Origin of the sequence: Microbacterium sp. MMO-56 (assembly GCF_037146215.1) — a bacterium.
In the GTDB taxonomy this organism is placed as follows: domain Bacteria; phylum Actinomycetota; class Actinomycetes; order Actinomycetales; family Microbacteriaceae; genus Microbacterium.
Map to the genome: position 1 here is coordinate 1 of NZ_JBBCVW010000014.1, position 26,654 is coordinate 26,654.

33 protein-coding genes, 1 tRNA gene and 1 other RNA gene are annotated in these 26,654 nt (G+C 70.0%); 21 read left to right on the forward strand and 14 right to left on the reverse strand.

Annotated features, from left to right (window positions below; all coding sequences use genetic code 11):
* The first annotated feature begins 150 nt into the window (after positions 1-150).
* From WFI00_RS12480 to WFI00_RS12495, 4 genes are read left to right on the forward strand one after another with little or no spacing between them, the layout of a single operon-like run.
* On the forward strand, positions 151-330 hold the full coding sequence (locus tag WFI00_RS12480; RefSeq protein WP_336633458.1) for a hypothetical protein: 180 nt from the start codon (positions 151-153) through the stop codon (positions 328-330).
* 6 nt (positions 331-336) lie between these two features.
* Positions 337-726, forward strand: a complete 390-nt coding sequence (locus WFI00_RS12485; protein WP_336633459.1) for a TadE/TadG family type IV pilus assembly protein — start codon at positions 337-339, stop codon at positions 724-726.
* Position 727: 1 nt separating this feature from the next.
* Positions 728-1,171 carry a TadE family protein gene (locus WFI00_RS12490; RefSeq protein ID WP_336633460.1) on the forward strand — a complete coding sequence of 148 codons (444 nt, stop codon included), beginning with the start codon at positions 728-730 and terminating at the stop codon, positions 1,169-1,171.
* Entirely contained in the window at positions 1,168-1,614 is a 447-nt protein-coding gene (locus WFI00_RS12495) for a pilus assembly protein TadG-related protein (protein WP_336633461.1), read from the forward strand. Before WFI00_RS12490 ends, WFI00_RS12495 begins: the two co-directional genes overlap by 4 nt.
* Positions 1,615-1,623: 9 nt before the next feature.
* On the opposite strand, the gene WFI00_RS12500 is transcribed toward WFI00_RS12495, so the two are convergent.
* Complete coding sequence (locus tag WFI00_RS12500) at positions 1,624-2,961, reverse strand: MFS transporter (RefSeq protein WP_336633462.1); 1,338 nt, start codon at positions 2,959-2,961, stop codon at positions 1,624-1,626.
* Here WFI00_RS12500 and prfB point away from each other — a divergent pair.
* From prfB to smpB, 5 genes are all read left to right on the forward strand, one after another.
* Positions 2,960-4,069 carry a peptide chain release factor 2 gene (gene prfB, locus WFI00_RS12505; protein ID WP_336633463.1) on the forward strand — a complete coding sequence of 370 codons (1,110 nt, stop codon included), beginning with the start codon at positions 2,960-2,962 and terminating at the stop codon, positions 4,067-4,069. The two genes, WFI00_RS12500 and prfB, sit on opposite strands and share 2 nt — an antisense overlap.
* A 140-nt stretch (positions 4,070-4,209) precedes the next feature.
* Positions 4,210-5,661, forward strand: coding sequence for an HNH endonuclease signature motif containing protein (locus WFI00_RS12510; RefSeq protein WP_336633464.1), 1,452 nt, complete (start codon positions 4,210-4,212; stop codon positions 5,659-5,661).
* 133 nt (positions 5,662-5,794) lie between these two features.
* Positions 5,795-6,823 (forward strand): cell division ATP-binding protein FtsE, encoded by a 1,029-nt coding sequence (ftsE, locus tag WFI00_RS12515; protein ID WP_336633465.1) that lies wholly within the window; start codon positions 5,795-5,797, stop codon positions 6,821-6,823.
* Positions 6,820-7,734, forward strand: a complete 915-nt coding sequence (gene ftsX / locus WFI00_RS12520) for a permease-like cell division protein FtsX (protein ID WP_336633466.1) — start codon at positions 6,820-6,822, stop codon at positions 7,732-7,734. The genes ftsE and ftsX overlap by 4 nt, the downstream gene beginning before the upstream one ends.
* An 83-nt stretch (positions 7,735-7,817) precedes the next feature.
* Positions 7,818-8,294, forward strand: coding sequence for an SsrA-binding protein SmpB (smpB, locus tag WFI00_RS12525; protein ID WP_336633467.1), 477 nt, complete (start codon positions 7,818-7,820; stop codon positions 8,292-8,294).
* A 183-nt stretch (positions 8,295-8,477) separates the two neighbouring features.
* On the opposite strand, the gene WFI00_RS12530 is transcribed toward smpB, so the two are convergent.
* The gene (locus WFI00_RS12530) at positions 8,478-9,140 is read right to left on the reverse strand and encodes an SIMPL domain-containing protein (RefSeq protein WP_336633468.1); all 663 of its coding nucleotides are present in this window, start codon (positions 9,138-9,140) and stop codon (positions 8,478-8,480) included.
* A 133-nt stretch (positions 9,141-9,273) separates the two neighbouring features.
* On the opposite strand from WFI00_RS12530, the gene ssrA reads away from it, so the two are divergent.
* Positions 9,274-9,643: a transfer-messenger RNA gene (ssrA, locus tag WFI00_RS12535) on the forward strand.
* A gap of 66 nt (positions 9,644-9,709) precedes the next feature.
* Here ssrA and WFI00_RS12540 read toward each other — a convergent pair.
* Positions 9,710-10,294 (reverse strand): nitrate ABC transporter substrate-binding protein, encoded by a 585-nt coding sequence (locus WFI00_RS12540; protein WP_336633469.1) that lies wholly within the window; start codon positions 10,292-10,294, stop codon positions 9,710-9,712.
* Positions 10,295-10,326: 32 nt separating this feature from the next.
* Entirely contained in the window at positions 10,327-11,154 is an 828-nt protein-coding gene (locus tag WFI00_RS12545; RefSeq protein WP_336633470.1) for an inositol monophosphatase family protein, read from the reverse strand.
* Between the two features lie 113 nt (positions 11,155-11,267).
* On the opposite strand from WFI00_RS12545, the gene WFI00_RS12550 reads away from it, so the two are divergent.
* A tRNA-Lys gene (locus tag WFI00_RS12550) sits at positions 11,268-11,340 on the forward strand.
* Between the two features lie 91 nt (positions 11,341-11,431).
* Here WFI00_RS12550 and WFI00_RS12555 read toward each other — a convergent pair.
* Positions 11,432-11,896, reverse strand: coding sequence for a hypothetical protein (locus WFI00_RS12555; RefSeq protein ID WP_336633471.1), 465 nt, complete (start codon positions 11,894-11,896; stop codon positions 11,432-11,434).
* 73 nt (positions 11,897-11,969) lie between these two features.
* On the opposite strand from WFI00_RS12555, the gene WFI00_RS12560 reads away from it, so the two are divergent.
* Positions 11,970-12,416, forward strand: a complete 447-nt coding sequence (locus tag WFI00_RS12560) for a hypothetical protein (RefSeq protein ID WP_336633472.1) — start codon at positions 11,970-11,972, stop codon at positions 12,414-12,416.
* A gap of 45 nt (positions 12,417-12,461) precedes the next feature.
* Here the strand turns inward: WFI00_RS12560 and WFI00_RS12565 are convergent, their stop codons facing one another.
* The 5 genes from WFI00_RS12565 to WFI00_RS12585 form a co-directional block, all read right to left on the reverse strand.
* Positions 12,462-12,644, reverse strand: coding sequence for a hypothetical protein (locus WFI00_RS12565; protein ID WP_336633473.1), 183 nt, complete (start codon positions 12,642-12,644; stop codon positions 12,462-12,464).
* Positions 12,645-12,702: 58 nt separating this feature from the next.
* Positions 12,703-13,032, reverse strand: a complete 330-nt coding sequence (locus WFI00_RS12570; RefSeq protein WP_336633474.1) for a DUF7882 family protein — start codon at positions 13,030-13,032, stop codon at positions 12,703-12,705.
* 208 nt (positions 13,033-13,240) lie between these two features.
* Complete coding sequence (locus WFI00_RS12575) at positions 13,241-14,212, reverse strand: cation diffusion facilitator family transporter (RefSeq protein ID WP_336633475.1); 972 nt, start codon at positions 14,210-14,212, stop codon at positions 13,241-13,243.
* The gene (locus WFI00_RS12580) at positions 14,209-14,691 is read right to left on the reverse strand and encodes a hypothetical protein (protein WP_336633476.1); all 483 of its coding nucleotides are present in this window, start codon (positions 14,689-14,691) and stop codon (positions 14,209-14,211) included. Before WFI00_RS12580 ends, WFI00_RS12575 begins: the two co-directional genes overlap by 4 nt.
* A gap of 149 nt (positions 14,692-14,840) precedes the next feature.
* A complete protein-coding gene (locus WFI00_RS12585; protein ID WP_336633477.1) occupies positions 14,841-15,401 on the reverse strand; it encodes a PadR family transcriptional regulator in 561 nt (186 codons plus the stop codon).
* A 159-nt stretch (positions 15,402-15,560) separates the two neighbouring features.
* On the opposite strand from WFI00_RS12585, the gene WFI00_RS12590 reads away from it, so the two are divergent.
* The 4 genes from WFI00_RS12590 to WFI00_RS12605 all read left to right on the forward strand — a co-directional run bounded on the left by WFI00_RS12590 (position 15,561) and on the right by WFI00_RS12605 (position 19,063).
* Entirely contained in the window at positions 15,561-17,069 is a 1,509-nt protein-coding gene (locus WFI00_RS12590) for a sulfatase family protein (protein WP_336633478.1), read from the forward strand.
* 146 nt (positions 17,070-17,215) lie between these two features.
* Positions 17,216-18,181 (forward strand): formylglycine-generating enzyme family protein, encoded by a 966-nt coding sequence (locus WFI00_RS12595; protein WP_336633479.1) that lies wholly within the window; start codon positions 17,216-17,218, stop codon positions 18,179-18,181.
* 101 nt (positions 18,182-18,282) lie between these two features.
* The gene (locus WFI00_RS12600; RefSeq protein WP_336633480.1) at positions 18,283-18,768 is read left to right on the forward strand and encodes a hypothetical protein; all 486 of its coding nucleotides are present in this window, start codon (positions 18,283-18,285) and stop codon (positions 18,766-18,768) included.
* Between the two features lie 100 nt (positions 18,769-18,868).
* Positions 18,869-19,063, forward strand: coding sequence for a hypothetical protein (locus tag WFI00_RS12605; protein ID WP_336633481.1), 195 nt, complete (start codon positions 18,869-18,871; stop codon positions 19,061-19,063).
* Between the two features lie 38 nt (positions 19,064-19,101).
* Here WFI00_RS12605 and WFI00_RS12610 read toward each other — a convergent pair whose 3' ends face one another.
* Together WFI00_RS12610 and WFI00_RS12615 are read right to left on the reverse strand one after the other, a co-directional pair.
* Complete coding sequence (locus WFI00_RS12610; protein ID WP_336633482.1) at positions 19,102-20,331, reverse strand: MFS transporter; 1,230 nt, start codon at positions 20,329-20,331, stop codon at positions 19,102-19,104.
* The gene (locus tag WFI00_RS12615; protein ID WP_336633483.1) at positions 20,328-20,774 is read right to left on the reverse strand and encodes a MarR family winged helix-turn-helix transcriptional regulator; all 447 of its coding nucleotides are present in this window, start codon (positions 20,772-20,774) and stop codon (positions 20,328-20,330) included. Before WFI00_RS12615 ends, WFI00_RS12610 begins: the two co-directional genes overlap by 4 nt.
* 158 nt (positions 20,775-20,932) lie before the next feature.
* Here WFI00_RS12615 and WFI00_RS12620 point away from each other — a divergent pair, with 158 nt between their 5' ends.
* Both WFI00_RS12620 and WFI00_RS12625 read left to right on the forward strand, forming a co-directional pair.
* Positions 20,933-21,649, forward strand: coding sequence for a TetR/AcrR family transcriptional regulator (locus WFI00_RS12620; protein WP_336633484.1), 717 nt, complete (start codon positions 20,933-20,935; stop codon positions 21,647-21,649).
* Entirely contained in the window at positions 21,642-22,394 is a 753-nt protein-coding gene (locus tag WFI00_RS12625; RefSeq protein ID WP_336633485.1) for a 3-hydroxybutyrate dehydrogenase, read from the forward strand. The genes WFI00_RS12620 and WFI00_RS12625 overlap by 8 nt, the downstream gene beginning before the upstream one ends.
* A gap of 38 nt (positions 22,395-22,432) precedes the next feature.
* Here the strand turns inward: WFI00_RS12625 and WFI00_RS12630 are convergent, their stop codons facing one another.
* The gene (locus tag WFI00_RS12630) at positions 22,433-23,236 is read right to left on the reverse strand and encodes an IclR family transcriptional regulator (protein WP_336633486.1); all 804 of its coding nucleotides are present in this window, start codon (positions 23,234-23,236) and stop codon (positions 22,433-22,435) included.
* A 104-nt stretch (positions 23,237-23,340) separates the two neighbouring features.
* Between WFI00_RS12630 and WFI00_RS12635 the strand changes: the two genes are divergently transcribed.
* The 3 genes from WFI00_RS12635 to WFI00_RS12645 are packed head-to-tail and all read left to right on the forward strand — an operon-like array spanning position 23,341 to position 25,993.
* Positions 23,341-24,156, forward strand: coding sequence for a CoA transferase subunit A (locus tag WFI00_RS12635; protein ID WP_336633487.1), 816 nt, complete (start codon positions 23,341-23,343; stop codon positions 24,154-24,156).
* 2 nt (positions 24,157-24,158) lie between these two features.
* Positions 24,159-24,812 (forward strand): 3-oxoacid CoA-transferase subunit B, encoded by a 654-nt coding sequence (locus WFI00_RS12640; protein ID WP_336633488.1) that lies wholly within the window; start codon positions 24,159-24,161, stop codon positions 24,810-24,812.
* On the forward strand, positions 24,809-25,993 hold the full coding sequence (locus tag WFI00_RS12645) for an acetyl-CoA C-acyltransferase (RefSeq protein WP_336633489.1): 1,185 nt from the start codon (positions 24,809-24,811) through the stop codon (positions 25,991-25,993). Before WFI00_RS12640 ends, WFI00_RS12645 begins: the two co-directional genes overlap by 4 nt.
* 27 nt (positions 25,994-26,020) lie before the next feature.
* Here WFI00_RS12645 and WFI00_RS12650 read toward each other — a convergent pair whose 3' ends face one another.
* Entirely contained in the window at positions 26,021-26,647 is a 627-nt protein-coding gene (locus WFI00_RS12650; RefSeq protein WP_336633490.1) for a TetR/AcrR family transcriptional regulator, read from the reverse strand.
* Positions 26,648-26,654: the final 7 nt, after the last annotated feature.

A 26,654-nucleotide genomic window follows, 5' to 3' on the forward strand; every position in this document is an offset into this window, starting at 1 on the left:
CGCCGGATCGCCCGCGGCTTCACCAACTACGACAACTACCGGCTCCGCATGCTCCTGATCGCCGGCGGACTTGACCCCCTCACCCCCACCTAGAATGCGCAGAGCCGGATAAATCGGGCGAGAGAATCCCGCGGCAGACAGCATGTCGTCATGGTCGAACTCATTCGCGGACGCATCCGAACCATCCTCGACGACGAACGCGGCGACGTACCCGGCTGGGTCCTCGTCACGCTCATGACCGCCGGGCTGGTCGTCGCCATCTGGAGCCTCGCGGGGCCGGCGCTGGTCGACCTCTTCGAACAGGCGCTGGGTCGCGTCGTCGGACTCTGACCGACCATGCCTCGACCACTCGACGACGATCGTGGGTCGGCGGCCGTGGAGTTCGTGCTCGTGGGGCTGATCCTGACGTTCCTGACCCTCGGGGTGTTACAGCTCGCACTCGTCGTCTACGTGCGGAACGTCCTGCACGACGCCGCCGTCGACGGTGCGTACGTCGGAGCCCGCGCCGACAACGAGCCCGCGGACGGCGCCGAGCGGACCGCCCGCCTGATCGAGGTCGCTCTCGGCGGCGGGCTCGAGCCGCGTGTGGACGCGGCCGTCGTCGCGGGACCCTCCGGCCAGCGCGTCCGGGTGAGCGTGGCGGCGACGCTGCCGTTGCTCGGCTTCCTCGGTGTTCCGGAGTCTCTGGAGGTGGCCGCGCATGCGCCGCGCGAGAGTTTCGACTGAGATGCCGACGGCCGGGGAGGCGGGGTCCGCCTCGCTGGAGTTTCTGGTCGTCGCCGTGATCCTCCTCGTGCCCATCGTGTACCTGATCGTCGCGCTCGGCACGATCCAGCAGCAGGCGCTCGGCGTCGAGACGGGTGCGCGGCAGCTCGCGCGCACGGTCGCCACGGCGTCGGACGCGGCCGTCGCCCGAGATCGATCGAGTCGCGTCATCGACGAGATCGTCGCCGAGTACGGGATCGATCCGACTGCCCTGGCGGTGTCCGCGACGTGCGACCCGGGTGCGCCGAGCTGTCCGGAACCCGGGGCGCTCGTCAGGGTGACGCTCCGCACGTCCGTTGCGCTCCCGCTGGTCCCGCCGGTGCTCGGTCTCGACCGCGCGACGCGGGTCTCGGTCGAGGCGTCGGCCGTGCACCGGGTGTCACGCTTCTGGACGGGAACACCGTGAGGCGTCCGCCGCGAGTCGGCCCACCCGCTCGGGGATCGGATGACGAGGGCTCGGTCCTCCTCCTCGCTCTCGGCTACGCGCTCCTCGCTCTGGCATTGGTCGCCGTGTGCGTCGACGCGACGAGCCTCTACCTCACGCAGAAACGCGCCGCCGCGGCGGCCGATGCCGCGGCCCTCGCCGGGGCGGACGCACTCACCCTGGTCGTCGACGACGACGACGGCAGCGGCGCGCGCGCCGTTCTGACGGATGCCGACGTGCGCGCCCACGCGTCGCAGGTGCTCGAGGCGCTCGGCACCGCGCAGCTCGTCGACGCGGCCACACCCGACGGGGTCTCGGCCCGCGTGCGGGTCGCCGCCGAGTGGCATCCGCCGGTGCTGACGGTGTTCGTCCCCGACGGCTGGATCGTCGAGGCCACCGCGACGAGCCGCACCGTGCTGCGCTGACGCGCAGCGTCAGTCGCGCCGGCGGGGCACGAAGCGCGGCACCCACCGTGCGAAGGCGGCGGCGCCGATCAGGCCCACGATGCCCATGGCTCCCGTGGCGACCGACAGGGACACGGCGGCGGCGAGCGCCGACACGAGCAGGGGAGCGACCGCACCGCCGGCGTCGGTGAGGGTGCGCCAGGAGCCGAGGAAGGGCGCGGGATCCTCCTGCGGCGCGACATCGGCTCCGAGGGTGAGCAGGATGCCGCTCGAGAGCCCGTTGCCGACGCCGAGCACGGCCGCGAAGAGCGCGAACCACATGGCCGCCTGGTCGCCGTCGTGCGTGAACGCGAGTGCGAGGAACCCCGCTCCCATCAGGATCATCGCCGGCAGGGCGGCCCAGAGCCTGCCGAAGCGGTCCATCACCTGACCGCTGGCGTAGAACAGGGCGAAGTCGATCGCGCCGGAGATGCCGACGACCAGGGCGATCGTCTGGGCGTCGAGACCGATAGAGACGCCCCAGAGCGGCAGCACCACCTGACGCGCAGAGCGGACGGCCGACAGCGACGCCGCCGCGAGGCCGAGGCGCGAGAGGACGTCGCGGTGGCGCCACATCGTGCGGAAGACGCCGGGCGCGTCCGCGGTCGGAAGAGCGCCCGTGACGACCTCCCCGGTGTCCTCGCCGACTTCCGAATCGCCGCCTGTCGTCGTCCCGGCGGCAGGCGGCGCCGGGATCACCCCGGGCGCGGACTCGGTCTCGGGATCGGGGCCGAACAGCACGAGCAGGATCGCAGCCGCGAGGCAGACCGCGAAGAACCACACGGCGGCGTGCTCGTCGCCGAACAGCGCCAGAAGCGCCGCCGCGATGAACGGGCCCACGAACATCCCGAGCCGGAAGGTGCCGCCCAGCAGCGACAGGGCCCGGGCGCGGAAGTCGAGCGGCACCCGGGTCGTCATGAAGGAGTGCCGCGCGAGCCCGAACGCGGCAGCGCAGAAGCCGATCACGAAGACCGACGCGGCCAGGACGGCGAGGTTTGGCGCGAGGGCGAGGCCGACGACGCCGAGCATGCCGAGGACTCCGCCCCCGGCCATCGTCCATCGTTCGCCGATGCGGGCGACCGTCCAGCCGGCGGGGATGTTGCCGCACAGCTGGCCGACGACGAGAGCGGAGGCGACGAGAGCCGCGGTGGGGACATCCGCCCCCAGGCGCGCCGCGATGACCGGAAGAAGCGGGATGACCGCTCCCTCGCCGAGCGCGAAGAGCACGGTCGGCCCGTAGATGACGGGGGCGAGTCTCCACAGCACCCGTCGGATCGAATCGGGGGTGGAGGCATCGGTCACCGCATCCACGTTAGTCTGGACTGTCATGCTTGAGTTCGATCCGTCTGCCGACATCCAGGCCCTCCGTTCCACCTTCTCCGACATCCAGGCGGTGGTGGACGTCGAGTCGCTGCGCGCCGAGATCGACCGCCTCTCCGAGGAGGCCGGCGCACCCGATCTGTGGGACGACGTCGAGAAGGCGCAGAAGGTCACGAGTGCGCTGAGTCACCGCCAGTCCGAGCTGAAGAGGGTGACGGATGTCGAGCAGCGCCTCGACGATCTGGACGTTCTCGTCGAGCTCGCCCACGAGATGGACGACGAGGACACCGCTCAGGAGGCGAGGCGCGAGATCTCCGACCTCCAGGGCGTGATCGGTCAGCTGGAGGTGCAGACCCTCCTCGACGGCGAGTACGACGACCGCCCCGCCGTCGTGACGATCCGCTCCGGCGCGGGCGGCGACGACGCGACCGACTTCGCGGAGATGCTCCTGCGCATGTATCTGCGCTGGGCGGAGCGTCACAAGTACTCGGTCAAGGTCATGGACACCTCCTATGCGGAGGGCGCGGGCATCAAGTCCGCCACCTTCGAGGTCGATGCACCGTACGCCTACGGCACCCTGTCGGTCGAGGCCGGCACGCACCGACTCGCCCGCATCAGCCCGTTCGGCGGCGCCGACAAGCGGCAGACCTCGTTCGCCGCGGTCGAGGTGATCCCCGCGCTCGAGGAGGCCGTCGAGGTCGACGTGCCTGAGAGCGACATCCGCGTCGACGTGTTCCGCTCGTCGGGCCCGGGCGGCCAGTCGGTCAACACCACCGACTCCGCGGTGCGGATCACGCACCTCCCGACGGGCCTCGTCGTCTCGATGCAGAACGAGAAGAGCCAGATCCAGAACCGCGCCGCGGCGATGCGCGTCCTCCAGACGCGCCTGCTGCTGCTGAAGCGCGAGGAGGAGGCCGCGAAGAAGAAGGAGCTCGCCGGCACGATCACGGCGAGCTGGGGCGATCAGATGCGCTCCTACTTCCTGTACGGTCAGCAGCTGGTCAAGGACCTCCGCACCGGATACGAGGTCGGCAACCCGGCCGTCGTCTTCGACGGCGATCTGGACGGTCTCATCGCCGCCGGCATCCGGTGGCGCAAGCGCAAGGACGACGATTGAGTCGATCCTTCCACCGCTGAGGCGCGCATTCGGACGCTCTCGCGGAGCACGAGAAAGAACTCGCGGAAACATCCTGTTTTAGGACGCTGATCCGCGGTTTTCCGATCCGCAATGTCGGAGGCCGTCGGCAGGATGGGGGTATGGACCTCCTCCGACAGACGCTCCGAGAGCTGCGCACGACCGTGCAGGCCGCGGCGGCGGGTGCCCGCGACGAGCGAGCCTGCGAGCGTCTGTCGGACGATGAGCTGGCGGCGCATCTGGGCTCCGTCGCGGAGCTCGTACGCCTCGTCGAGGGGATGCTGCTCGACGCCGTCGGCGAGGCGGCGCGGCGTGCCGACAACCCGGTGCGCGAGGAGAGGATGACCGATCGGCTCGGCTGCCACGACCTGAGTGAACTGCTGCAGAGGACGACGCGGCTCTCTCCGCAGACCGTTCGGCGGCTGCAGCGCGCGGCCGTCGCGGTCCGCCCTTCCGTGTCGGAGACGACCGGTGAGGTCCTCGACGCGTCCTTCCCGTCGGTCCGCGCCGCGATGGTCGACGGTGTGCTCGGCGTCGACGGCATCCTCTCGATCGTGGAGCCGTTGCAGTCGACCGCACCGCGGGTGACTGCTTCCGCGCGGCGCGCGGCCGCCGACATCGTCGTCGCCGAGGCACGAGGCGACGGACCGGACGGCGCATCGCCGGCGTGCGCGGACATCCTTCGGATCCATGCCCAGGCGTGGGCCTGCGCCCTCGACCAGGACGGCGCGGAGCCGCGCGAACGCGCCGCCGAGCGCAAGCGGCACGTCACGTTGGGTGTCGCGACTTCCGACGGCGTGCCCCTTCGAGCGATGCTGCTGCCGGAGGTCGCCGCACAGCTGCAGACGATCTTCGATGCGCAGCTCTCGCCCCGGGTGTCGTTCCCGCCGCCGGCCGGCGCGGACGGACACGGCGACGACGGGGCCGGGCGGTCTTCCGACCTCGAGTTCGGCGATGACGGCCCCGTCGCGCCGCTCGACGAGCGCACGCGGCGGCAGAAGCAGCACGATGCGTTCGCGGCAGCCCTGGGCGTGGCGGCGAGCTCCGGCCGGCTCCCCACGATCGGGGGCGCGCCGGCGACCCTCGTGGTGCAGGTGGACGCCGAAGACCTGGCATCGGGCACCGGGTACGCCCACGCGCAGGGGTGCGCGCAGCCGGTGTCGCTCGCGGTGGCCCGCCACATCGGCTGCGGCGGGGTCGTCGAGCGCGTGGCCATGGCCGCGAACGGGCGGATCGTCGCTTTCGGCACCGGTGACCGGGTGTTCGGTCACCGCCAGCGCCGTGCGATCGTCCTGCGCGACGGCGGGTGCATCATCCCCGGGTGCGGCGTCTCGGCCGCATGGTGTGAGATCCACCACGTGGTCGAGCACGCCCGCGGTGGACCGACCCACACCGACAACGGTGTGCTGCTGTGCTGGCATCATCATCGATCGCTCGATCGCAGCGGGTGGGGCATCCGCATGCGGCACGGGGTGCCGGAGGTGCGCGCCCCCGGCTGGTTCGACGCCTCACTGCGATGGCGTGCGGTGACCACCGCCCCGATCCGCCAGCGCACGAGGATCCTGCGGGGGTGAACCCCTGAACCCCTGAACCCCTGTACCCCGCAGCCGTGAACTGACGACCCCGTGAACGCCGGGCGCCGCTGATCCACGCCCCCGGGGTGTCGCGAGCGGGATCCACGGGTCGCCCGCTTAGGCTCATCGGGTCATGATCCGGTTCGAGCACGTCACCAAGAAGTACCGCGGCACGAACAAGCCGGCGTTGAGCGACGTCGACTTCGAGGTGCAGCGCGGGGAGTTCGTCTTCCTCGTCGGCGCGTCGGGGTCGGGGAAGTCCTCGTGCCTCCGGCTGATCCTCCGCGAGGACACGCCCAGCGACGGGCGTGTGGTCGTGCTGGGCCGCGATCTGCGGACCCTGTCCACGCGCAAGGTCCCCTACTTCCGTCGCCACATCGGGTCGGTGTTCCAGGACTTCCGCCTGCTGCCGAACAAGACGGTGTTCCAGAACGTCGCCTTCACGCTGCAGGTGATCGGTTCGTCCCGCGTGTTCATCCAGCAGGCGGTGACCGAGGCGCTCACGCTCGTCGGCCTCGACGGCAAGCAGAAGCGCTTTCCGCACGAGCTGTCGGGCGGTGAGCAGCAGCGCGTCGCGATCGCCCGCGCCATCGTCAACCGCCCGCAGATCGTCCTGGCCGACGAGCCGACCGGAAACCTCGACCCCGCGACCTCCATCGACATCATGCAGCTGCTCGCCCGGATCAACGAGGGCGGGACGACCGTCGTCATGGCGACCCACGAGGCGGGCTTCGTCGATCAGATGAAGCGCCGCGTCATCGAACTGCAGGACGGCGTCATGGTCCGCGATGACCGACACGGCGGCTACGGCGACCGCTCGTCGCTCCCGACGCTGACGCCCCAGCAGGAGAAGGGCGCCGCCGCGACCGCGGCCCTGACGGCCGTGCTCGAGCTGCAGCGCGAGATCGCCGCATCGCCGGTCACGCCGGTGCCGTCGGCCGTGTCGGATGCCGCGGCGGACGCCGTCGCCGCCAGTGCGGTCGCGGCCGCCGCTGCGGCGATGCCGGCCGACCCCGGACCTCCCGAGCCCCGGCCGTCCACGCGCCCGATCAAGATCGACACTCCTGCGGTCGAGCTCGACGGTCTGGCACTGGGAGACCTCGGGGTCGCCGACCGACTCGGTCTGGCATCCGACGAAGACGAAGTGGGGCCGACCTCGTGAGAGTGCGCCTTATCCTCGCCGAGGCTCTCACGGGCCTGCGGCGCAACGCCTCGATGGTGATCTCCGTCGTGCTCGTGACCTTCGTCTCGCTGACCTTCGTCGGTGCGGCGATGCTCATGCAGATGCAGATCGGCAAGATGCAGGCGTACTGGGTCGACCGTGCCCAGGTGTCGATCGTGATGTGCCGCGATGATTCGACCGCGACCACCTGCGTCGACGGTGCCGCAACCGAGGAGCAGGTGAAGGAGGTCGCGGATCGCCTCGCGAGCCCGGCCCTCGCCGATGTCGTGCGGGACGTCCGCTTCGAGACGGCCGACGAGGCGTACCAGAACCTGATCGACCTCTACGGCGACGAGTACAAGGACTACGTGACCCCGGCGCAGCTGGGCCAGACCTACTGGGTGGGGCTCGTCGATCCTGCGAAGTCCGACGTGATCACCGAGGCCTTCAGCGGCACCCAGGGCGTGGAGGCGGTGCGCAATCAGATGCAGTATCTCGAGCCGCTCTTCTCCGCGCTCACCGTCGCGACGTACATCGCGGTCGGCATCGCGGCGCTCATGCTCATCGCCGCGGTGCTGCTGATCGCGACCACGATCCGCCTGTCCGCCTATGCGCGACGACGCGAGGTCGGCATCATGCGACTGGTCGGCGCATCGAACCGCTTCATCCAGACGCCGTTCATCCTCGAGGGCGTGTTCGCCGCGCTCATCGGCTCCGTTCTGGCGGGTGCGGCGATCCTCGGCGGGGTGGTGTTCGGCGTCGGCGGCTATCTCCAGGAGCGCGTCACGTTCATCACCGATTGGGTCGATGTACGGGACGCGGCGATCGTGATCCCCGTCATCATCCTGCTCGGTCTCGTCCTCGCCGCGCTGTCGGCCGGCTTCGCCATCCGGCGATGGCTGCGCGCGTGAGCGTCGTCCTGCGGTAGGCTGGCAGGCTGCCGCGGAGCGCGGCATCCGTCCCACGCGGGGCGCAGCACTCAGGAGGATCTGTCATGCCCAGGGAACGCGGGGAGAAGGTCGTCGCGACCAACCGTCGCGCGCGGCACGAGTACGCGATCGAGAAGACCTACGAGGCCGGCATCGTCCTCACCGGTACCGAGGTCAAGTCGCTGCGGGAGGGTCGGGCGAACCTCAGCGACGGCTATGCGTACATCGACGGGGGAGAGGCCTTCCTCGACGCGGTACACATCCCCGAGTACGCGCAGGGGCACTGGACCAATCACTCCTCGAAGCGCACGCGCAAGCTCCTCCTGCACAAGGAGGAGATCATCAAGCTCTCGCACGCCATCAGTGCGGGCGGCTACACTCTCGTCCCGCTCAAGCTGTACTTCTCGGACGGACGCGCGAAGGTCGAGATCGCCATCGCCAAGGGCAAGCGCGAGTACGAGAAGCGGCAGACCATCCGCGAGCGCGAGGACAAGCGGGAGGCGGAGCGCGCCATGCGCAGCCGCAACCGTCTCGGCGACTGACCGCGGGGCCCGCGCCCGCGGAGCGCGGGGGCGCGCCCCGCTGGCGTGGCGGCGCGTGCAGCGGCGTGACGAACTCCGCAGGATGCCACGTACTCCGCACCCGCACGGGCGATCGGATGCGGAGTACGCGCGATCGTGCGGAGTTCGTGCAGACAGGGACGGGTGGCGACGGGGCGCGGCGGCTCAGTGCGCCGTGAATCGGGCCTCGACCGCGGCGGTGACCACGATGTCATCCGGCTGGAAGTCGACGACGGGCGCGGCATCCATCGCGACGGATGCCGACCGCGCGAACATCCGCGGCGCGGGCGCCTCGGGGCGCCCGTCGCCCAGCAGCCCGACGTCCGCCAGCTGCACCGGAACGATCGTCTCGCGCCCGATGGCCCGTGCGTACGCCGTCGCGCGCTCGACGGCGACACCCACCGCCTGCGTCGCGACCCTCCGCTCGACGTCGGCACGCGTCTCGGGCGTGAGACGCCACTCGACCGCGCCGACCTGCAGCCCGTCGGTGCCGACGATCCCGTTGAGCCAGTCCGAGAGCGCGAGGACGTCCGTGAAGGTCGCGGTCAGCTCGACGGACGCATGGTGCACGGGGTCGAGTTGGCGTCCGTCCGAGTTCCAGGGGCGGTCCGCCCAGACCGACACGCGCTGGCTGGACCAGTCGCTCAGCGTGCCGGACGCCTTGCGCGCCGCCAGGTCCGCGCGGAGAGGCTCGGCGAGGGCGGCGATGCGCTCCACGACGGTGCCGCGCGCGGCGCCGTCGGCGGTCGCCGTGACCCGGGCGACCGCGATCTCGGGGGCAACGGCCGTCTCGCTCTCGCCCCGGACCGTGATGGTGACTTCGCTCATGCAGCCGAGCCTACGGTGTCGGCGCGGAATGGCGTCAGAGCGAGTTCCGTTGTAGTCTGGGATGCTCGGATGCCTCGGCATCCTGCACACAACTCCACAGCGTGACAGTGGCTCACCCTGCCGCCAGGCGCACGGGGCTGATCGGTTTCGACAGCGCCTGTGTAACTGCGGGAAGCGGGCCGAGGATGCAGGGTTATCTCGTAAACGATCTCTGCGAACCAATAGTTGCCGATGCAAAGCGCAACGACTTCGCCCTCGCTGCCTAAGCGAGCCCGATAGTCCGTCAGACCGTAGGCGATCCCGCTACGGACCCTGGCGTCATCTAGGGATCTAGCTGTGTGACGGGGTCTCGACGTCACATGGGACTCTTCTGAGACTGGGCTCGTCGACTTAGGTGTCTGTGACAAAGGTCGGAGCCGAGCAGAACGCCTCTACAGACTGCGCCCGGAGAAGACGCAGTATCTCAGCGTTGGACGGGGGTTCGATTCCCCCCAGCTCCACGACGCCGCTGTCACGCGGAGTGCATGAGGCCGGACCCTGGGGTCCGGCCTCATGTCGTGTCCGGGGCGTCAGGCGCCCGGTCGCCGGATCAGCAGCAGGTTCTGCTTGAGGTCGCCGACGGTGACCCATCCGTCGCCGAACTCGTACGTCATGCCGTAACCGCTCGGGTCGACGGTCGGGGCCTGCGCCGGGTCCTCGGTGATGTACAGGCTCGACCCGTCCTTCTTCCGGATCCAGCCCTGCCCTTCGAGGCCGCTCTGCATCTTGGTCGACTGGTCCGCCGTGAGCGGTGCCCATCCGAAGATGAGGATGCTGCCGGACGGCTGCGTGTAGTTCGCCCAGGTGCACACGAGGCCCTGACTGAGGGTGACACCGCCCGCCGCGAACGGCGTCTCCTTCGCGGTCCAGCCCTGCGCCTGCAGGTCGGTCAGGACGTCGGGGTCGATGAGCGAGTCGCACGTGACGTCCTCGGGGGTGGCCGACGGGTCCGCGGGGGTGGGATCGCTCGCCTCGGGCGGTGCGGACGTGGGGGCATCCGTGCCGACGATCGCAGTCGGCGCCTGTGCGGCGGTGCCCGCGCATCCCGACAGGAGGAGGACGGCGAGGCCGACCGTGGCGGTCGCCGTGAGCAGGCGGGGGCGGGTGTGGGTCATCGTGTCGTTTCGTGGGGGAGGGCCGCGCCGGGTCAGGACGAGGGGTGAAGGAGCTCGAGGAAGTCGGGGTGGAGGACGCCGTTGGTCGCGAGCGAGGAACGTGTGGAGATGGTGTCTGCGCCGTCGATGTCGGTGAACCGTCCCCCCGCCTCGTGGATGATCGGCACGAGCGCGGCCATGTCGTACTCCTTGACGCCGAACTCGGCGACGAACTCGAGGCGCCCCTCGGCGAGGAGCATGTACGGCCACGTGTCGCCGTAACCGCGGTCGCGCCACACGGCGCGGCTGAGCCGGACGAGATCGTCGGCGCGTCCCACCTCGTCCCACTGGGCGATGGACTGGAAGCTGACGCTGGCGTCGGCGAGCGACGCGACTCGGGAGACCGCCAACCGTCTCGGCTCGCCGCCCGGCTGGTTCGTCCAGGCGCCGAGGCCGGATGCGGCCCACCAGCGCCGTCCGAGCGCCGGCTGACTCGCGACGCCGACGCGGGGCACCCCGCCGACGGCGAGAGCGATCAGGGTCGTCCACATCGGGATGCCCTTGAGATAGTTCGCGGTGCCGTCGATCGGATCGATGATCCACTGCCGGCGGTCGTCGCCGGTCGCGCCGAACTCCTCACCGAGGATGCCGTCGGCCGGTCGCTCGTCGGCGAGGATGCTCCGGATCGCCTTCTCCGTCGCGAGGTCGGCCTCGGTGACGTGCGTGGCATCCGCCTTGACCCGCACATCGAGGTCTGCCGCGTCGAAGCGCGCCATGGCGACGGCGTCCGCCGCGTCGGCCAGACGCAGTGCGAGGGCGAGGTCATCGGCGAGATCGCCGTCGAAGGGCGCGGTCCATCCAGACGTGGTGGGGGAGGTCACCTCACCAGGATACGCGGCCCCTCATGCTCGATTCGCGATGAACGCTCACGGATGGTAACGTTGCTCCTCGGTTCGCCAGTGAGTTCTCGACGAGGATTCGGCGGACACGGAACGCACCTCTAGCTCAATCGGCAGAGCAACTGACTCTTAATCAGTGGGTTCTGGGTTCGAGTCCCAGGGGGTGCACCGAACAAAGAAGGCCCGGCAGGACACGCACGACGCGCCACCTGCCGGGTCTTCTTCGTTGCACGTCTCATCGCCTCTGCGAAGAACGCCGCTACGGGCTCGGTGACCACTCGTCGAGGCCCCGAACGGGGTAGTCGATCAGGCCGAGCTGCTGGGTGCAGATGCCGTGCCAGCCCCAGTCGCGCGCGGTGGGGCCGGTCTCGAAGACCGGTGGATCGGAGTCCCAGAGCGTCGAGCCGTCGTAGACCTGCGCGACGAGTCGGTCGGCTTCGATCTGGTCGTGTGCGTCGATGGCGGCCCACGCGGCATCGAGGTGGAGGCACGCCCAGATCATCTCAGCGGATGACGGCGGCACCTGCTCGGGCCAGGAGTAGCCGGTGGGGAGGTCGGTGGAATAGCGCGCGAGCGCGGCATCGACGGTCGCGTCGGTTGTGGGAAGGGTCGCGGACTGTGGTGTGGACGACCCGATCGGCTCAGGCGCGTGGACACCGGGGCTGCATGCCGCGAGGGCGACCACGACGAGCGGTGCGGCGAGAGCGGCGGGGTGCGGACGCATGCGTCGTACCTTAGGCGATCATTCCCACAGCCGGTGCGTCGGGGCATCGGCCCCCGTGCGGCATGATCGGCTCATGACAGGTTCATGGCGCGACCGCTGGGAAGACCACACCTTCGTCTTCGACCTTCCCCCGGGCGGATTGCGGGCCGAGGGCACGACTCCGATCCGGTTCGACGCGGCGACGTCAGGCGGCGTGCCATCCGCGACCGGGTACTTCCGGTATCGGCCGGAAGGGCACGAGGACTCCGAGCTCGGGAGGGTGTTCGACGTGGTGGTGCTCTCCAACCTGGAGATCTTCGAGGGCTTCCGCCGCATCGGTCTCGGGAGCGCGGTGGTCGCGGCGATCGCACGCCACTTCCCCGACGCGCTGATCGTGGGAGAGAACGCGAATGAGGACGCCCAAGCGTGGCACAAGCGCAGCCTCGAAGTCCGGATGCCCACGAGGATGCTCGATGTCCTCTCGGGCGGAGAGGTACGGATCACACCCGGAGTGTCGATAGATCAATCGGAAGTGGAGTGAGCGCGCATGAGCTGATCCGGCTCCGATGCAGCGGCGCGTGCCGCGCTACTGCTTCCTCTTCTTCTCCCGCGCATCGAGGCTCGCCCCGAGCGCGACCCCGAGTGCGAGACCGACTCCGAGTCCCACGGAGACATTCCCCGTGACGGAACCCATCAGCATGCCGATCCCCGCTCCGAGGGCGATGCCGATCGCGATCCAGTTCTGCGACGTGTTCGTGTTATCCGCCATGCGACCACGCTACGCACACAGTGACGCGCGCACCTCCGTCGCGCGGCGGATCTTGCCGTCAGCTGCTCGGAGCCTCGTCGGGAGTCTCGGGCTCGGCCGGTTCGGGGACGAGATACAGACCGGTGGCGCTGTTCGCGGTCATCGCGAGCGCTTCGAGCCAGTTCTTGTTGAGCGTCGGCGTGCGGCTTCCGAAGTACTTGAACGAGATCGGGATGGACTGGTTCATCCACACCGATACCCTTCCGGCGCGCATGTGAGAGACGTCCTTCCACGTGAAGACGAAGGACTCTCTGCGGCGCAGCTTTCCGGCGATGACCACCTGGAGGTGGGCGAGAGCACGGTCCTCGATATCCGTGGTCGTACTGGTCTGATAGGTGAAACGGCCCATGCCGGGCTCCTCTGTGACCCACGCGGGACCCAGCGGTTCGCGACGAAGGCACAGCTACTCGTGGAGGGTCCCGACGGCGCGTCGATATCGATCCAGGGTCGCACAGTTCCGGTGGCGAGGCACGGGGCTTGTCAAATCGTCGCCGATCTGATCGACGCGCCGCCGACGACGTCCGTATCGACGGTGGTGTCGACGCGCCGCGGACGTGCTAATCGGTGCGAGGGGGAGAAGCCTCATCGGGGATGGCGGTGACGGGGATGATCGAGACGTCCTGCATCTTCCAGTCGAGTGCGGCGACGGCGCGTCGTGCGGCGTCGATCTTGGTGGTGGAGACGCGGTCGCGGCGCGGCACGACGAATGCTTCCACGTGGAAGACCTGCCCCATGTCGCGCATCCGGACGCCCGCGTGGCGCACCCACGGCTGACGCTCGAGCTCCGCGGCGATGCGACCGACGAGGGGATGCGGTGCGGAGTCGTCGACGCGTCGGGCGCGCTGGTCGATGAGGTCCCGCACGGCGGCACGCGTGTTCCGGTAGCCGTCCCACACGATCCCGAGGGAGATGAACAGGGCCGCAGCGCCGTCGAGCCACCACCAGCCGATGCCGATGCCGAGCACCCCGACGATCGATGCGACGGTGGTCGTCCAGTCGGCCTTGGCCATGTCGGCGTCGGTGTAGAGGACCTTGTTGTGCAGCTTCGGCGCGAGCTTCGCCTTCGCGTTCCCGTAGAAGAACGGGCCGATGACGATCACCGACATCACGGCCACCATGAGCCAGCCCAGCCAGATCGTCTGCCCGAAGAGGACCACGCTGCCGATGGCGGGATGCTCCCCGCGAACGAGACCTGCGACCGACTCGACGGCGAGATTCCCGCCGACCGCGAGCAGCGCGACGCCGGCCACGAGATGCCCGATGCCCATCACCCGATGCAATCCGAACGGGAATCCGCTCGTCGGGGCGCGTCGGATGAACAGGAGGGAGACGAGGAAGGCGACCTGCGGGATGAGGGACAGCATGTCCTCGATCCACGCGGTCTTCATCGCCTGGGATCCGCCGAGGACGAATGCGATGACGACGATCGTCACGCTGGTGTAGCCGATGGTGAACCACTCCCATCGGATGGCGCTGCGCAGCGCCCGCTGCTGCTCTTCCGGCAGCGCCGTCCGGCCCAGCGACTTCACCGCCGCGCCTCGCGGTCGAGGTAGGCCTCGAGAGCCAGCTGGAGGGCGTTCTCGCCGAGGGGCAGCAGGACGACGAACGACCGGTCGTCGCCGTCCACGATGTCGTCGTACCCCCGGGTGACCGACACCCGTTCGCTCCACGGGCTCGCCGTCGTCATCCCGCCGACGGCGAGGTCGATGTCGCCCGCTTCGAGATCGTCGACGAGGGTCTCCTCGCCGGCGACGACCCACTCCACCCGTGCCCCCTGCTCGGCGGCGAATCCCTCCACGAGGGAGGCGAGGGGCCCCGAGACGCCCTGCCCGTCGACGGACAGCGCGTCTCCGGCGGGCGATGCTCCCGCGCGCAGCTCCCTACTCGAGGCGATCCGGCGGAGCGTCCCGTCGGGATCGGACGGAATGGTCACCCCGCACCCCGTGGTCGCGACCGCGAGCACCGCGGCGGTGACGACGCCGGCGAAGCGTCGGTGCAGCGTGGTCATGGTCATCCTTGTCGTGTCGACGTCGGCGACGAGCCCGTGGAGTCGTGGCGCACGGGGACGAGGCGCTGCCAGCCTGGCACGCGACGGCCGTGCGACCGGAGGGCTTGCCAATCGTCGTCGGCTGTGGGTGTGGGGGTGTCCGCCGGATGTCAGCCCACACGCGCCCGGACGGCGTCTCGCACGCGCTCGAGGTTCGACACCATGAGATCCATCGAGGCCGCACCCCAGGCATGCATCAGGTCGTCGACCTCGGTCGCGAACTCCACATCGAAGGCCGAGTCCTCGGATGCCTCGATCGTACGATCGCGGAACCGGTGCGTCGCGATCTGCTGCTTCCGCGCGCTCAGCTCCGTATCGACGAGCCTCAACAGCGATGCCGCATCGAGGAACCCGCAGAAGTACACCCGAGCCCGGAACTCGAAGTCGACGGGTCCGAGCGTGGGAACGAACGGGCTGCGAAGCCAGGTCAGGAACACCTCGCGGCCCGCTTCCGTCGCCTCGTAGATCTTCGCGTCCTGGGCTCCGGGACGCGTGCTGACGGTGTATCGGGCCCACCCGCGTTCCGACATCTGGGCGAGAGAGCGGTAGACCTGGCTCATCTGCGTGCGCGGGCGCATGAAGACGCCCTCCATCTCCATGTAGCGCGAGAGCTCGTAACCGGTCCGCGGGGCGATGAGGAGGATCCCCAGCAGAAGGTTCTCGAGCTTCATGTGTCGTCTCCCTGCGGCATCGACGGACCGTGGCGACTATTCTACATCTGGAGTACTAGTACTCTACTTGTCGAATCCATCGACGGCCCCTCCCCCCTCTACCGGAGGGCTCGTCGCATTCAGATCGTCAGAACCCCGCCACAGAAGCCGGAGGTCACCATGACCCGCCCGAACATCGTGTTCATCATGTCCGACGACCATGCCGCGCATGCGATCTCCGCCTACGGCTCACGCGTCAACCACACGCCGAACCTCGATCGCCTGGCCGCCGACGGGGTGCGGATGGACGCGGTGTTCTGCACGAACTCGATCTGTTCGCCGTCGCGGGCGACGATCCTCACCGGGACGTACTCCCATCTCAACGGCGTGTCCTCGATCTGGACGGAGATGGACTACCGCGTTCCGACGTTCATCGACGTCTTGCACGATGCCGGCTACAAGACGGCGATGTTCGGCAAGTGGCACCTCGGCGAGCACGGTCGCAGTCTGCCGCGCGGCTTCGACGCGTGGAAGATCTTCCCCGGTCAGGGCGACTACGTCGACCCGGAGATGATCGACGCGTCGGGTACCGCGGTGGTGCCGGGGTACGCGACGGACATCGTCACCGATCTGTCGATCGATTGGATCGATTCCCTCGCGGAGGATGAGCCGTTTGCGGTGATGGTGCACCACAAGGCGCCGCACCGCCCGTGGGTGCCGGATGAGAAGCACACGCACCTGTACGCCGATGGGTCGATCCCGGAGCCGGAGACGTTCTTCGACGACTATGCGACGCGCTCCAAGGCGGTTCGCGGCGTGCACATGACGATCGCCGAAGACATGGGCGCCGACGATCTGAAGCAGGACGTGCCCGAGCACCTGCGCGGCGAGGAGAACCGACACGCGCGGATGAGCTGGAAGTACCAGATCTACATGCGCGACTATCTCCAGTGCATCCAGTCGATCGACGACAACGTCGGCCGTCTGCTCGATCATCTGGACGAGCGTGGCCTCGCGCAGAACACGATCGTCGTGTACACCTCCGACCAGGGATTCTTCCTGGGCGATCACGGCTGGTTCGACAAGCGGCTGATGTTCGATCAGTCGCTGCAGATGCCGATGCTGATCACGTGGCCGGCCGAGATCCCCGCGGGATCGCGCTGCGAGGCGATCATCACCAACACGGACTTCGCCGCCACGTTCCTGGATGCGGCGGGGATCGACGCCGGGCACGCATTGCCGACCTCGCAGGGCCGCTCGTTCCGCGCGCTTCTGCGGGGGGAGGAGGTCCCAGACTGGCCGGATGCGGCGTACTACCGCTACTGGGAGCACGACGATCCGATCCACGCGGCGCCCGCGCACTACGGGATCCGGACGAGACGGCACAAGCTCATCTACTACTACGGCGCGGGTCTAGGCGTGCCGGGAGCATCGCAGCGGGTCTTCGCGCCGGAATGGGAGCTGTACGACCTGACCGCGGACCCCGCCGAGGTCCGGAACGTCGCCGACGACCCCGCGTACGCGCAGATCCGTGCCGATCTCGAGGCGAAGCTCGCGCAGTATCAACGGCACTACCGCGACGAGCCCTACACGGGGCCGGACACGCCGGCACCGCAGTGGGGGCCGCACGACCCCGAGTTGCTGGAGAGGGTACTCGGCTACGTCGACGGCATCCGCTCGAGCAGCTGACCAGGATGCCCGGGGGCCACGGATGCCTGACGCCGCGCCTCGCCCGGCCCCTGGCAGGATGGATCGCGGAGCGTCCCCGGTGCACATGACCCGGGCCACGCAGCGACGGAGTCGCTCGGACGCGTTGATCCGAACGGAGAGGACACATGGCTGATCTCGAAGGATCGTGCGGCCCGTCGTGCGCGTGCGGTGCGCCCTCCCGGGGAGCGTTCGAGCTGGTCGTGCCGCCGCGGCGCGACGGGATCGCCGGTGCGGGACGGCACATCGTCCCGCAGGTGCGCGTGCCCGCGGGCAGCTTCGTGATGGGCGACTCGTCCGGAGATCGCAACGCGGCCGACGGCGAGGTGCCGCGTCATGACGTGTCGCTCGACGGCTTCCTCATCGACGAGTCATCCGTGACCAATGCGGCTTTCGCCGCGTTCGTCGACGACACCGGCTACCGGACGGAAGCGGAGACCTACGGCTTCTCCGCGGTCTTCCATCTCGCCCTGGCCGCGCCGCCGCAGGATGTGATGGGTCCCGCGGCGGGCACACCGTGGTGGCTCGGGGTGCGCGGCGCGGACTGGCGGCACCCGGGAGGCCCGCTGTCCTCGATCGACGGCCTCGACGATCACCCGGCTGTGCACGTGAGTTGGAACGACGCCACCGCGTACTGCGCCTGGGCGGGCCGGCGCCTGCCCACGGAAGCGGAGTGGGAGTACGCCGCGCGCGGAAGCATCGCGTCGGCGACCTACCCCTGGGGCGACGACGAGATCGACGCCGGCGGCTGGCGCGCGAACATCTGGCAGGGGGACTTCCCGCGGGAGAACACCCGGGAGGACGGCTGGCTCACGACCGCGCCGGTGCGCTCGTTCGCTCCCAACGGCTACGGGCTGTGGCAGATGGTGGGCAACGTCTGGGAGTGGTGCAGCGACTGGTTCTCACCCACGTACTACGAACGGTCGCCCCGGCACTCGCCCGTCGGCCCGGACGCCGGCACGGCACGGGTCCTGCGCGGCGGAAGCTACCTGTGTCACATCTCGTACTGCAACCGATACCGGAACTCGGCCCGGTCGCAGAACACGCCGGACTCGTCGATGGGCAATGCGGGGTTCCGGACGGTGGCGGCGTGACCGGCGGCCACGCGGACAGCGAGGGCGAGCCGCACGATCGCGGGCGCCGACGCAGGCCTCGCCGTGGGCGTCGCCCCGCGCCGCAGACACCCGTCCCTGAGATGCGGGAGTGGCTCTCCTCCTACGTCTACGGGAACATCACGGTCCTGGGGGCGGCGATCGCCGTCGGCCCGGAGCAGATCCGTCACGGCGCGGCGGTGTGGGCCGTGCTGGCGACCGGCCTCCTGACGTTCCTCGCGCACGTCCTCGCCCACATCGTCGCGCAGGGATTCGGTGACGGCGCGGACGAGCAGGCGCCCGATGCCCGGCGTGCCGCCGTGCGCGAGGTGGTGATCACGGCGCGGCCCATCGCCACATCTGCCGTCATCCCCGCGGCGCTGTACGCGGTCGCATGGATGGGATGGCTCCCGTCCGTCTGGATGCAGGCCGCGGCGATCCTGGTCCTCGCCGTCCGCATCGGCTTCGTCGGTCTCGCCATGGAGCGATACAGCGGGCGCCCGCTCACTCTCGGCGCATTCTGGAGCGGTGTCGTGCTGGCGACGGTGGCCATCGGGATCGGGATCGTCAAGCTGCTCCTGACCCACTGAGACCGGGTCCGGGCCGGCCTCGGTCCCGTCCGCTTCACGGCGCACCTCGCGCCGTCAAATATCGACGTTTGGCGACCTCCGGCGCCGATAGAGTTCCGCCATGGAATCCGAATCTGAGCTGGGCCCCGGTCGCTACCGCTTCTACCTGATCTTCTCCGTCGTCCTGGCGCTGCTGACGATCGGGGTCGGCATCTGGGGCATCGGATGGAGCAATGAACCGTTCCTCGGCTGGTTCATGCTCGCCGTCGGCATCGTGACGACGGTGATCGCGGTCGTGCAGGCCCGCAGGGCCTAGCCCCGTCCGCGGACGCGGAGCGGAAGGCCGGGCTGGAGCTACGCGGCGTCGCCGACGAGCACGGCGGCCGCCTCCTCCGCGGCATCCGCATCATGCGCGTCGATACGGGAGAGCGCTCGTCGCCCGATCAGGATCGTTCCGGCGGACACGAGCACCGAGACGGCGGCGAAGACGAACGGCACCGATTCGGAGAACGCGTGGCCGAGGGCCGCCGCGATCGGCGGAGCGGCAGCGCCGCCGAGGAACCGGACCGCCGAGTACGACGACGACGCGACCGATCGCGGCAGATCCGTGGCCTCCATGACCGACTCGGTGAGGATCGTGTTCATCAGCCCGAGGAGAAGGCCTCCCGCGATGATGCAGACGACGAGTCCGGTGGGGGAGTCCACGACCAGCGCCGCGGCCAGGAGATCGATCGCGAGGAGCGGGAGGACGAGGAGCATCGCCGTGCTCCGCCTCAGACGGCGCAGCAGGACGGGCGCGACCCATACACTCGTGATCGCCAACGCGACGCCCCAGCCGAAGAACGTGAGGCCGATCCCCATCGCTCCGAAGCCCAGGGGGAACGGCGAGTACGCCAGCAGCACGAAGAACCCGATGTTGTAGAAGAGCGCCGCGATGGCGAGGACGGCGAGCGCCGGCTCGCGCAGCGCGCGGAAGGGTGCGGACAGCGGAACGGGCGTGCGCTTCTCCTCACCTCCGCGCAGAAGCGTCAGCACCGCGATGAACGCGATCGCCATGAGGCCCACGACGCCGAAGAACGGACCGCGCCAGCTGATCTCCCCGAGGATGCCCCCGAGAAGCGGCCCCACGGCGATGCCGAGACCGAGCGCCGCCTCGTAAAGGATGATCGCCGCGGCGGAGCCGCCCGAGGCCGCGCCCACGATCGTCGCCAGGGCGGTGGAGATGAACAGGGCGTTGCCGAGGCCCCAGCCCGCGCGGAACCCGATGACGGCGTCGACGCTGCCGGACAGCGCGCACAGCAGCGCGAACACGACGATCAGGGCCAGGCCGATGAGGAGAGTCGGCTTCGTGCCGATCCGCGACGAGATCCAGCTGGTGAACAGCATCGCCACGCCCGTCACGACGAGATAGCTCGTGAACAGCAGCTCCGTCTCGACCGGGCTGGCATCCAGCGACGTCGCGATGGCGGGCAGGATCGGGTCGACCAGGCCGATGCCCATGAACGCGATCACGCACGCGAAGGCGACGGCCCAGACCTGTGCGGGCTGGTGCCAGACGGTGAGCTTCCCTGCGCCGGCGCTCACCGGGCGACCCCCTCGAGAATGCGCCCCTCGGCTCGGGTGCGCTCGGCGACGATGTCCGCGGCCCGGCGGATGGCGGCCCAGTCCTCCTCGCCGAGGTCGTCGAAGCGGGGGGCCAGCGCATCGCTCAGCACGCGCATCCACTCCTCGAAGGCGGCGAGGCCCGCCGGGGTCGCCGAGACGACCGTGGCGCGGGAGTCGTGTGCGTCCGCGCGGCGCTCGAGGAGGCCCGCGTCCGTCATCTGTCCCACCAGCCGGGTCATCCCGGGCTGCGTGACGCGACTGAGCGCGGCGAGATCGCCGATGCGCTGGGGTCCGTGCTCCTTCAGCAGGGAGAGGGTGCGCCACTGTGCGGCGGGCGCCTCGTTGCGCGTCTCGAGCGACGCGACCCGCGTCAGCGCATGTGCCCCGACGAGGAGGCGCAGGATGTCGTCACCGTTATGCATATCAGAAGTATATACCTGCGGTATCTAAGAGGGCTCGCGCGATGCGGGCCGGTTGACACGCGTCGTCCGTCGGTCGCAGGATGACATGACCTGAATCACCCGTCGGGTCTTCCTGCACCGGTGGAAGGGCGTACACATGCGGCGTGCGAAGGCGATCCATGACCACCACTGACGCGCCCGCCGGGGGTACGCACGCGCCGGACGCCGTTCTCGATGCGCCGCCGGTGTCCACGACGGGGAGGCCGCTGACCACGCGCGGAGAGGCGACCAGGCGCAAGCTCCTCGAAGCGGGCGAGCACGTCTTCGCCGACCTCGGGTACCACGAGGCGTCGATCGTCAGGATCACGGAGCGCGCCGGGGTCGGGCTCGGCACGTTCTATCTGTACTTCGACGGCAAGCAGCAGATCTTCGAAGAGCTCGTGGTCGATCTGAACCGGCGCGTCCGGCACTCGATGGCCGAGGCGATGGCGGGTGCCGCCACGCGCATCGACGCCGAGCGGGCGGGCGTCGAGGGGTTCTTCCGGTTCACGGCCGCCCACCCGGCACTGTACCGCGTCGTGCGCGAAGCGGAGTTCGTCTCGCCGGACATGCTGCGTCTGCATTACACGCGCATCGTCGAGGCGTACGAGGAGGGCCTGCGCGCCGCACAGCTCGTGGGCGACGTGGACGCCGCACTCGATCCCGAGGTCACCGCGTGGGCGCTGATGGGCGCGGGCGAGCTCATCGGGATGCGCTTCCTGCTCTGGGAGCGGGACGCCGACGGCGCGGTCCCCGCGGAGATCCCGACCGAGATCGTCGACGGCATGATGCGATTCATCCGCAATGCCCTCGCGCCGCGGCGCGAGGCCGGGAACGACGGAGGCACGGATGCCTGAACAGGACCTCACCGGGCGGCGCGCGCTCGTCACCGGCGGCGGGAGCGGCATCGGCCGAGCGTGCGTGCGCGAGTTCGCGGCACGCGGCGCACACGTCGTCGTCGTCGATGTCGACGAGCGGGCCACTCGCGACGTGGCCGCAGAGGTCGGGGGCGATGCCTGGGGCATCGACCTCTCGGACACCGTCCTGCAGGAGGAGCTGACTCTGGACGTCGACATCCTCGTGAACAACGCGGGCGTCCAGAACGTCGCTCCGATCCACGAGTTCGACCCCGAGCGATGGCGATTCATGCACCGGCTCATGGTCGAATCGCCCTTCCTGCTGATCCGCGCCGCACTCCCCGGGATGTACGCGCGCGGGTGGGGGCGCGTCGTCAACATCTCGAGCGCGCACGGACTGCGCGCCAGTGCCTACAAATCCGCGTACGTCGCGGCCAAGCACGCCCTGGAGGGCCTGTCGAAGGTCACCGCGCTGGAGGGTGGCCCGCACGGCGTTACGAGCAACTGCATCAACCCCGGATACGTGCGTACGCCGCTCGTCGAGAGGCAGATCGCCGACCAGGCCCTGATCCACGGCATCGCCGAGAGCGAGGTGATCGAGAAGATCATGCTCACCGAGTCCGCGATCGCCCGACTCGTCGAGGCGGACGAGGTCGCCTCGCTCGCGGGCTGGCTCGTCTCGGAGCGCTCCGGGATGGTCACCGGTGCGAGCTACACGATGGACGGTGGGTGGACGGCGCGGTGACCCGTCTCGAGACCGTGCGGCTCTGCGGATCAGCGTCGTCAGCGCGCTCCGGCGGCGACCCGAGTGGACAGCTGGTGGGCGTGGGCGAGCAGCGTGCGCCCGAGCTCCGCGACCCGGTCGGGGGAGAAGCGGAACTCGACGCCGGTCAGGCTGAGCGCCCACTGCGGATGACCCGAGCGCGTGAACACGGCCGCGCCCAGGCCGAAGCTCCCCTCGACGATGAGCCCCGGGTTCAGCGCGAAGCCGCGCTCCGTCGTCTCCCGTAGCCGAGCACGCAGCCTCCGCTCGCCGTGTGCGGGTCCATAGCGAGCCGCGAGGTCCGGATGCCGCTCGAAGTACGCGTCCACATCGTGGCCGGGGAGGAATGCCAGGATCGCGAGACCCGCCGAGGCGACGCCGAGCGGAAAGCGGGTTCCCTCCGACAGCACGAAGGAGCGGATCGGGAAGCTCCCCTCCTCACGGATGAGGCAGACGGTCTCGTCGCCACGGCGCACCGAGAGGAACGCGCTCTCCTCCGTGCGCACGGCGAGCGAACGGACGATGTCCCGGGCGATCGCCGTGATGTCGTATCGCGCTGCGGCCACCGTCCCCATCAGATAGAGCTCGGGCCCGGGCATCCATCGTCCGGTGTGCTCGTCCTGGTCGACGAGCCCCTCCTGGCGCAGGGCGCTGAGCAGGCGGTGAGTCGTGGGACGCGTCAGCCCGGCACGGCGGGAGAGGTCGGCGACGGTCGCGCCGGCGTCGCCGCCCGCCGTCACAAGGCGCAGCAGCACGGCGGCGCGGGCGATGGCCTGTGCGCCGGGGACGGTGCGCGCGGAGCCCCTCGTCGCCGCGGTGTCCATGATGTGGACAGTACGCGTCACATCGCCCACATCGCAAGCATCCGCGCGCGGTCGGACGAGCCCGAGGCGCACGATGGAGGGGCGACACGAACGAAGGAGTGCACGTGATCGACAAGACCTACCCGTCGGCGGCGGAGGCCGTCGCGGACATCCCGGACGGAGCCTCGCTCGCCGTCGGCGGGTTCGGGCTGTCCGGCAACCCGATCGCCCTCATCGAGGCGATCCTGGCGCAGGGCACGAGCGACCTGTCGATCGTCTCCAACAACTGCGGCGTCGACGACTGGGGCCTCGGCATCCTGCTCGAAGCCCGGCGGATCCGCAAGATGACCTCGTCGTACGTCGGCGAGAACAGGGAGTTCGAGCGGCAGTTCCTCTCCGGCGAGCTCGAGCTGGAGCTCACCCCGCAAGGCACCCTCGCCGAGAAGCTGCGCGCCGGCGGCGCAGGCATCGCCGCCTTCTACACGCAGACCGGCGTCGGGACGCAGGTCGCCGAGGGCGGTCTGCCGCGTCGGTACGACGGGGCAGGGGGAGTGGCCGTGGCCTCGCCGGCGAAGGACGTCCGAGAGTTCGACGTGACGGGCGAGTCGCGCACCTACGTGCTCGAGGAGGCCATCGTGACCGACTTCGCCCTCGTCCATGCGGCCGCGGGAGACGTGCACGGCAACCTCGTGTTCCACAAGGCCGCGCGCAACTTCAACCCGCTCGCCGCGATGGCGGGGCGCGTGTGCATCGCCCAGGTCGAAGAGCTTGTCCCGGCGGGGTCGCTCGACCCGGACGCCGTCCATCTGCCGGGGATCTACGTGCACCGCATCGTCGAGGTCGGCTCCGACATCGAGAAGCGGATCGAGCGGCGCACGGTGTCCGAGCCGGATCCCCCGACGCCCGGCGCCCCGGGCGGCGACGACCGCGAAGGAGTCTGACCATGGCGCTCACCCGCACCGAGATGGCCGCCCGGGCTGCCGCAGAGCTCGCCGACGGCTCCTACGTCAACCTGGGGATCGGGCTGCCCACGCTCGTGCCGAACCACGTCCCACCGGGGGTCACCGTCGTCCTCCAGTCCGAGAACGGCATCCTCGGCGTGGGGCCGTACCCCGTCGCGGCGGACGTGGACCCCGACCTCATCAACGCGGGCAAGGAGACCGTCACCGTCCTCCCCGGCGCGGCGTTCTTCGACTCCGCGACGAGCTTCGGCATGATCCGCGGCGGAAAGATCGACGCCGCCATCCTGGGCGCCATGCAGGTGTCCGCGTCCGGCGATCTCGCGAACTGGATGATCCCCGGGAAGATGGTGAAGGGCCCGGGCGGAGCGATGGACCTCGTCCACGGCGCGGGCCGCGTCATCGTGCTGATGGAGCACGTCGCCCGCGACGGCTCCGCGAAGATCGTCGACCGCTGCACCCTTCCCCTCACGGGTCGCGGGGTCGTCGACCGGATCATCACCGACCTCGCCGTGATCGATGTCACGGACGAGGGCCTCGTCCTGGTCGAGACGGCGCCCGGCGTGAGCGTCGACGACGTCGTGGCCGCCACCGAGCCCGCCCTCCACATCCCGCACTCGCTGAAGGAGCACCCATGAGCACCGATGACATCGTCATCGTCGCCGCCGCCCGCACCCCGCAGGGTCGGCTGAAGGGGCAGCTCGCCTCGTTCACGGCCCCGGAGCTCGGTGGTCTCGCGATCGCCGGGGCGCTCGCTCAGGGCGGGGTCCCCGCCGACGCCGTGGACGCGGTGATCCTCGGGCAGGTGCTGCCGGCCGGGTCGGGGCAGAACCCGGCGCGGCAGGCCGCTCTGGCCGGCGGGCTCGGCTGGGACGTGCCCGCGTCGAGCGTCAACAAGGTGTGCCTGTCGGGACTCGCCGCCATCATCGACGCGAAGCGGATGATCGCGTCCGGCGACGCGTCCGTCGTCGTCGCAGGCGGGATGGAGTCGATGACCCGCGCGCCGCACCTGCTCATGGGCTCCAGGGAAGGGTGGTCCTACGGGTCCGTCGAGGTCCTCGACCACATGGCGTACGACGGATTGACGGATGCGTACGACCGCGAGTCGATGGGGGCGTCCACCGAACGACTCAACCCCCGCTTCGAGATCACCCGCGCCGCTCAGGACCACGTGGCGGCGCTGTCGCACTCCCGGGCCGCCGCAGCGCGCGAGGGGGGCGTGTTCGACGCCGAGATCGTCCCGGTCGAGGTGCCGCAGCGTCGCGGCGCCGCGGTGCTCGTCACCGCCGACGAGGGCATCCGTCCCGAGACGACGGAGGAGACGCTGTCGGGGCTCCGGCCCGCCTTCGCCGCCGACGGGACGATCACGGCGGGCAACGCGTCGCAGATCTCGGACGGCGCCGCCGCCGTGGTCCTGACCACGCGCGCCCACGCGGATGCGAACGGATGGTCGGTGATGGCGGTGGCCGGCGCGGCCGGACAGGTGGCCGGACCGGACAACTCGCTGCACGCCCAGCCCGCGCGCGCGATCGCCCAGGCGCTCGCACGCCAGCATCTGACGGCGGCCGACCTCGATCTCGTCGAGATCAACGAGGCATTCGGGGCCGTGGTGGCGCACTCCCGGGTGGAGCTGGACGTCCCGGAGAAGATCGTCAACGTCCATGGCGGCGGCATCGCCCTCGGGCATCCGATCGGCGCCTCGGGTGCGCGGCTCGTCGTCCACGCCGTGCACGAGCTCGTGCGGCGTGGATCCGGGACGGCGGCGGTCGGCCTGTGCGGCGGCGGAGGTCAGGGCGAGGCGCTCATCGTGACCCGCTGACGCGGCGGAGGGCTCGGGGGTGATGACTCAGGGCGCGGGGAGGCCGAGGGCCGGAAGCAGCACTTCGTCGACGAGGGTGATGATGTACTCGCGGTCCACCGCCTGGCCCAGCATGAGGGACTTGTAGGCGGTCATCGACGGGATGACCTGAGCCAGCACGTGCACGTCGACGTCGGGGGTGACCTCGCCCCGATCGATCGCGCGCCGGATGAGGGTGCGGAGGGCGGCCGCACGCGGCTCTACGATCACCGACCGGGCGGCGTCGGCGAACTCAGGCGATTCGGACATCAGCGAGACCATCCCAGCCATGATGCGCAGCTTCCGCTCGCCGTCCTTGACCGCGGGCGCCTTGATGTTGGCCACGAGGTCGCCCCGGAGCGACCCGGTGTCGGGCAGGTCTGCGGGATGGGTGCTCTTCATGCAGGCGACTGCGTCGATGACCAGCTCGGCCTTCGACGGCCATCGTCGGTAGAGCGTCGCCTTCCCTGCGCGGGCACGCGTGGCGACCATGTCGACGGTCATCCGCTCGTACCCCTTCTCCGCGAGGATGTCGAGGGCTGCGGCGAGGATCTCGGGGTCGCGCGAGTGATCGCGCTTGCGGCCGAGCCTCGGGGTGGGGTCGACGTCCTCTTCGCTGAGCGTCGTGTCAGACATGAGAACA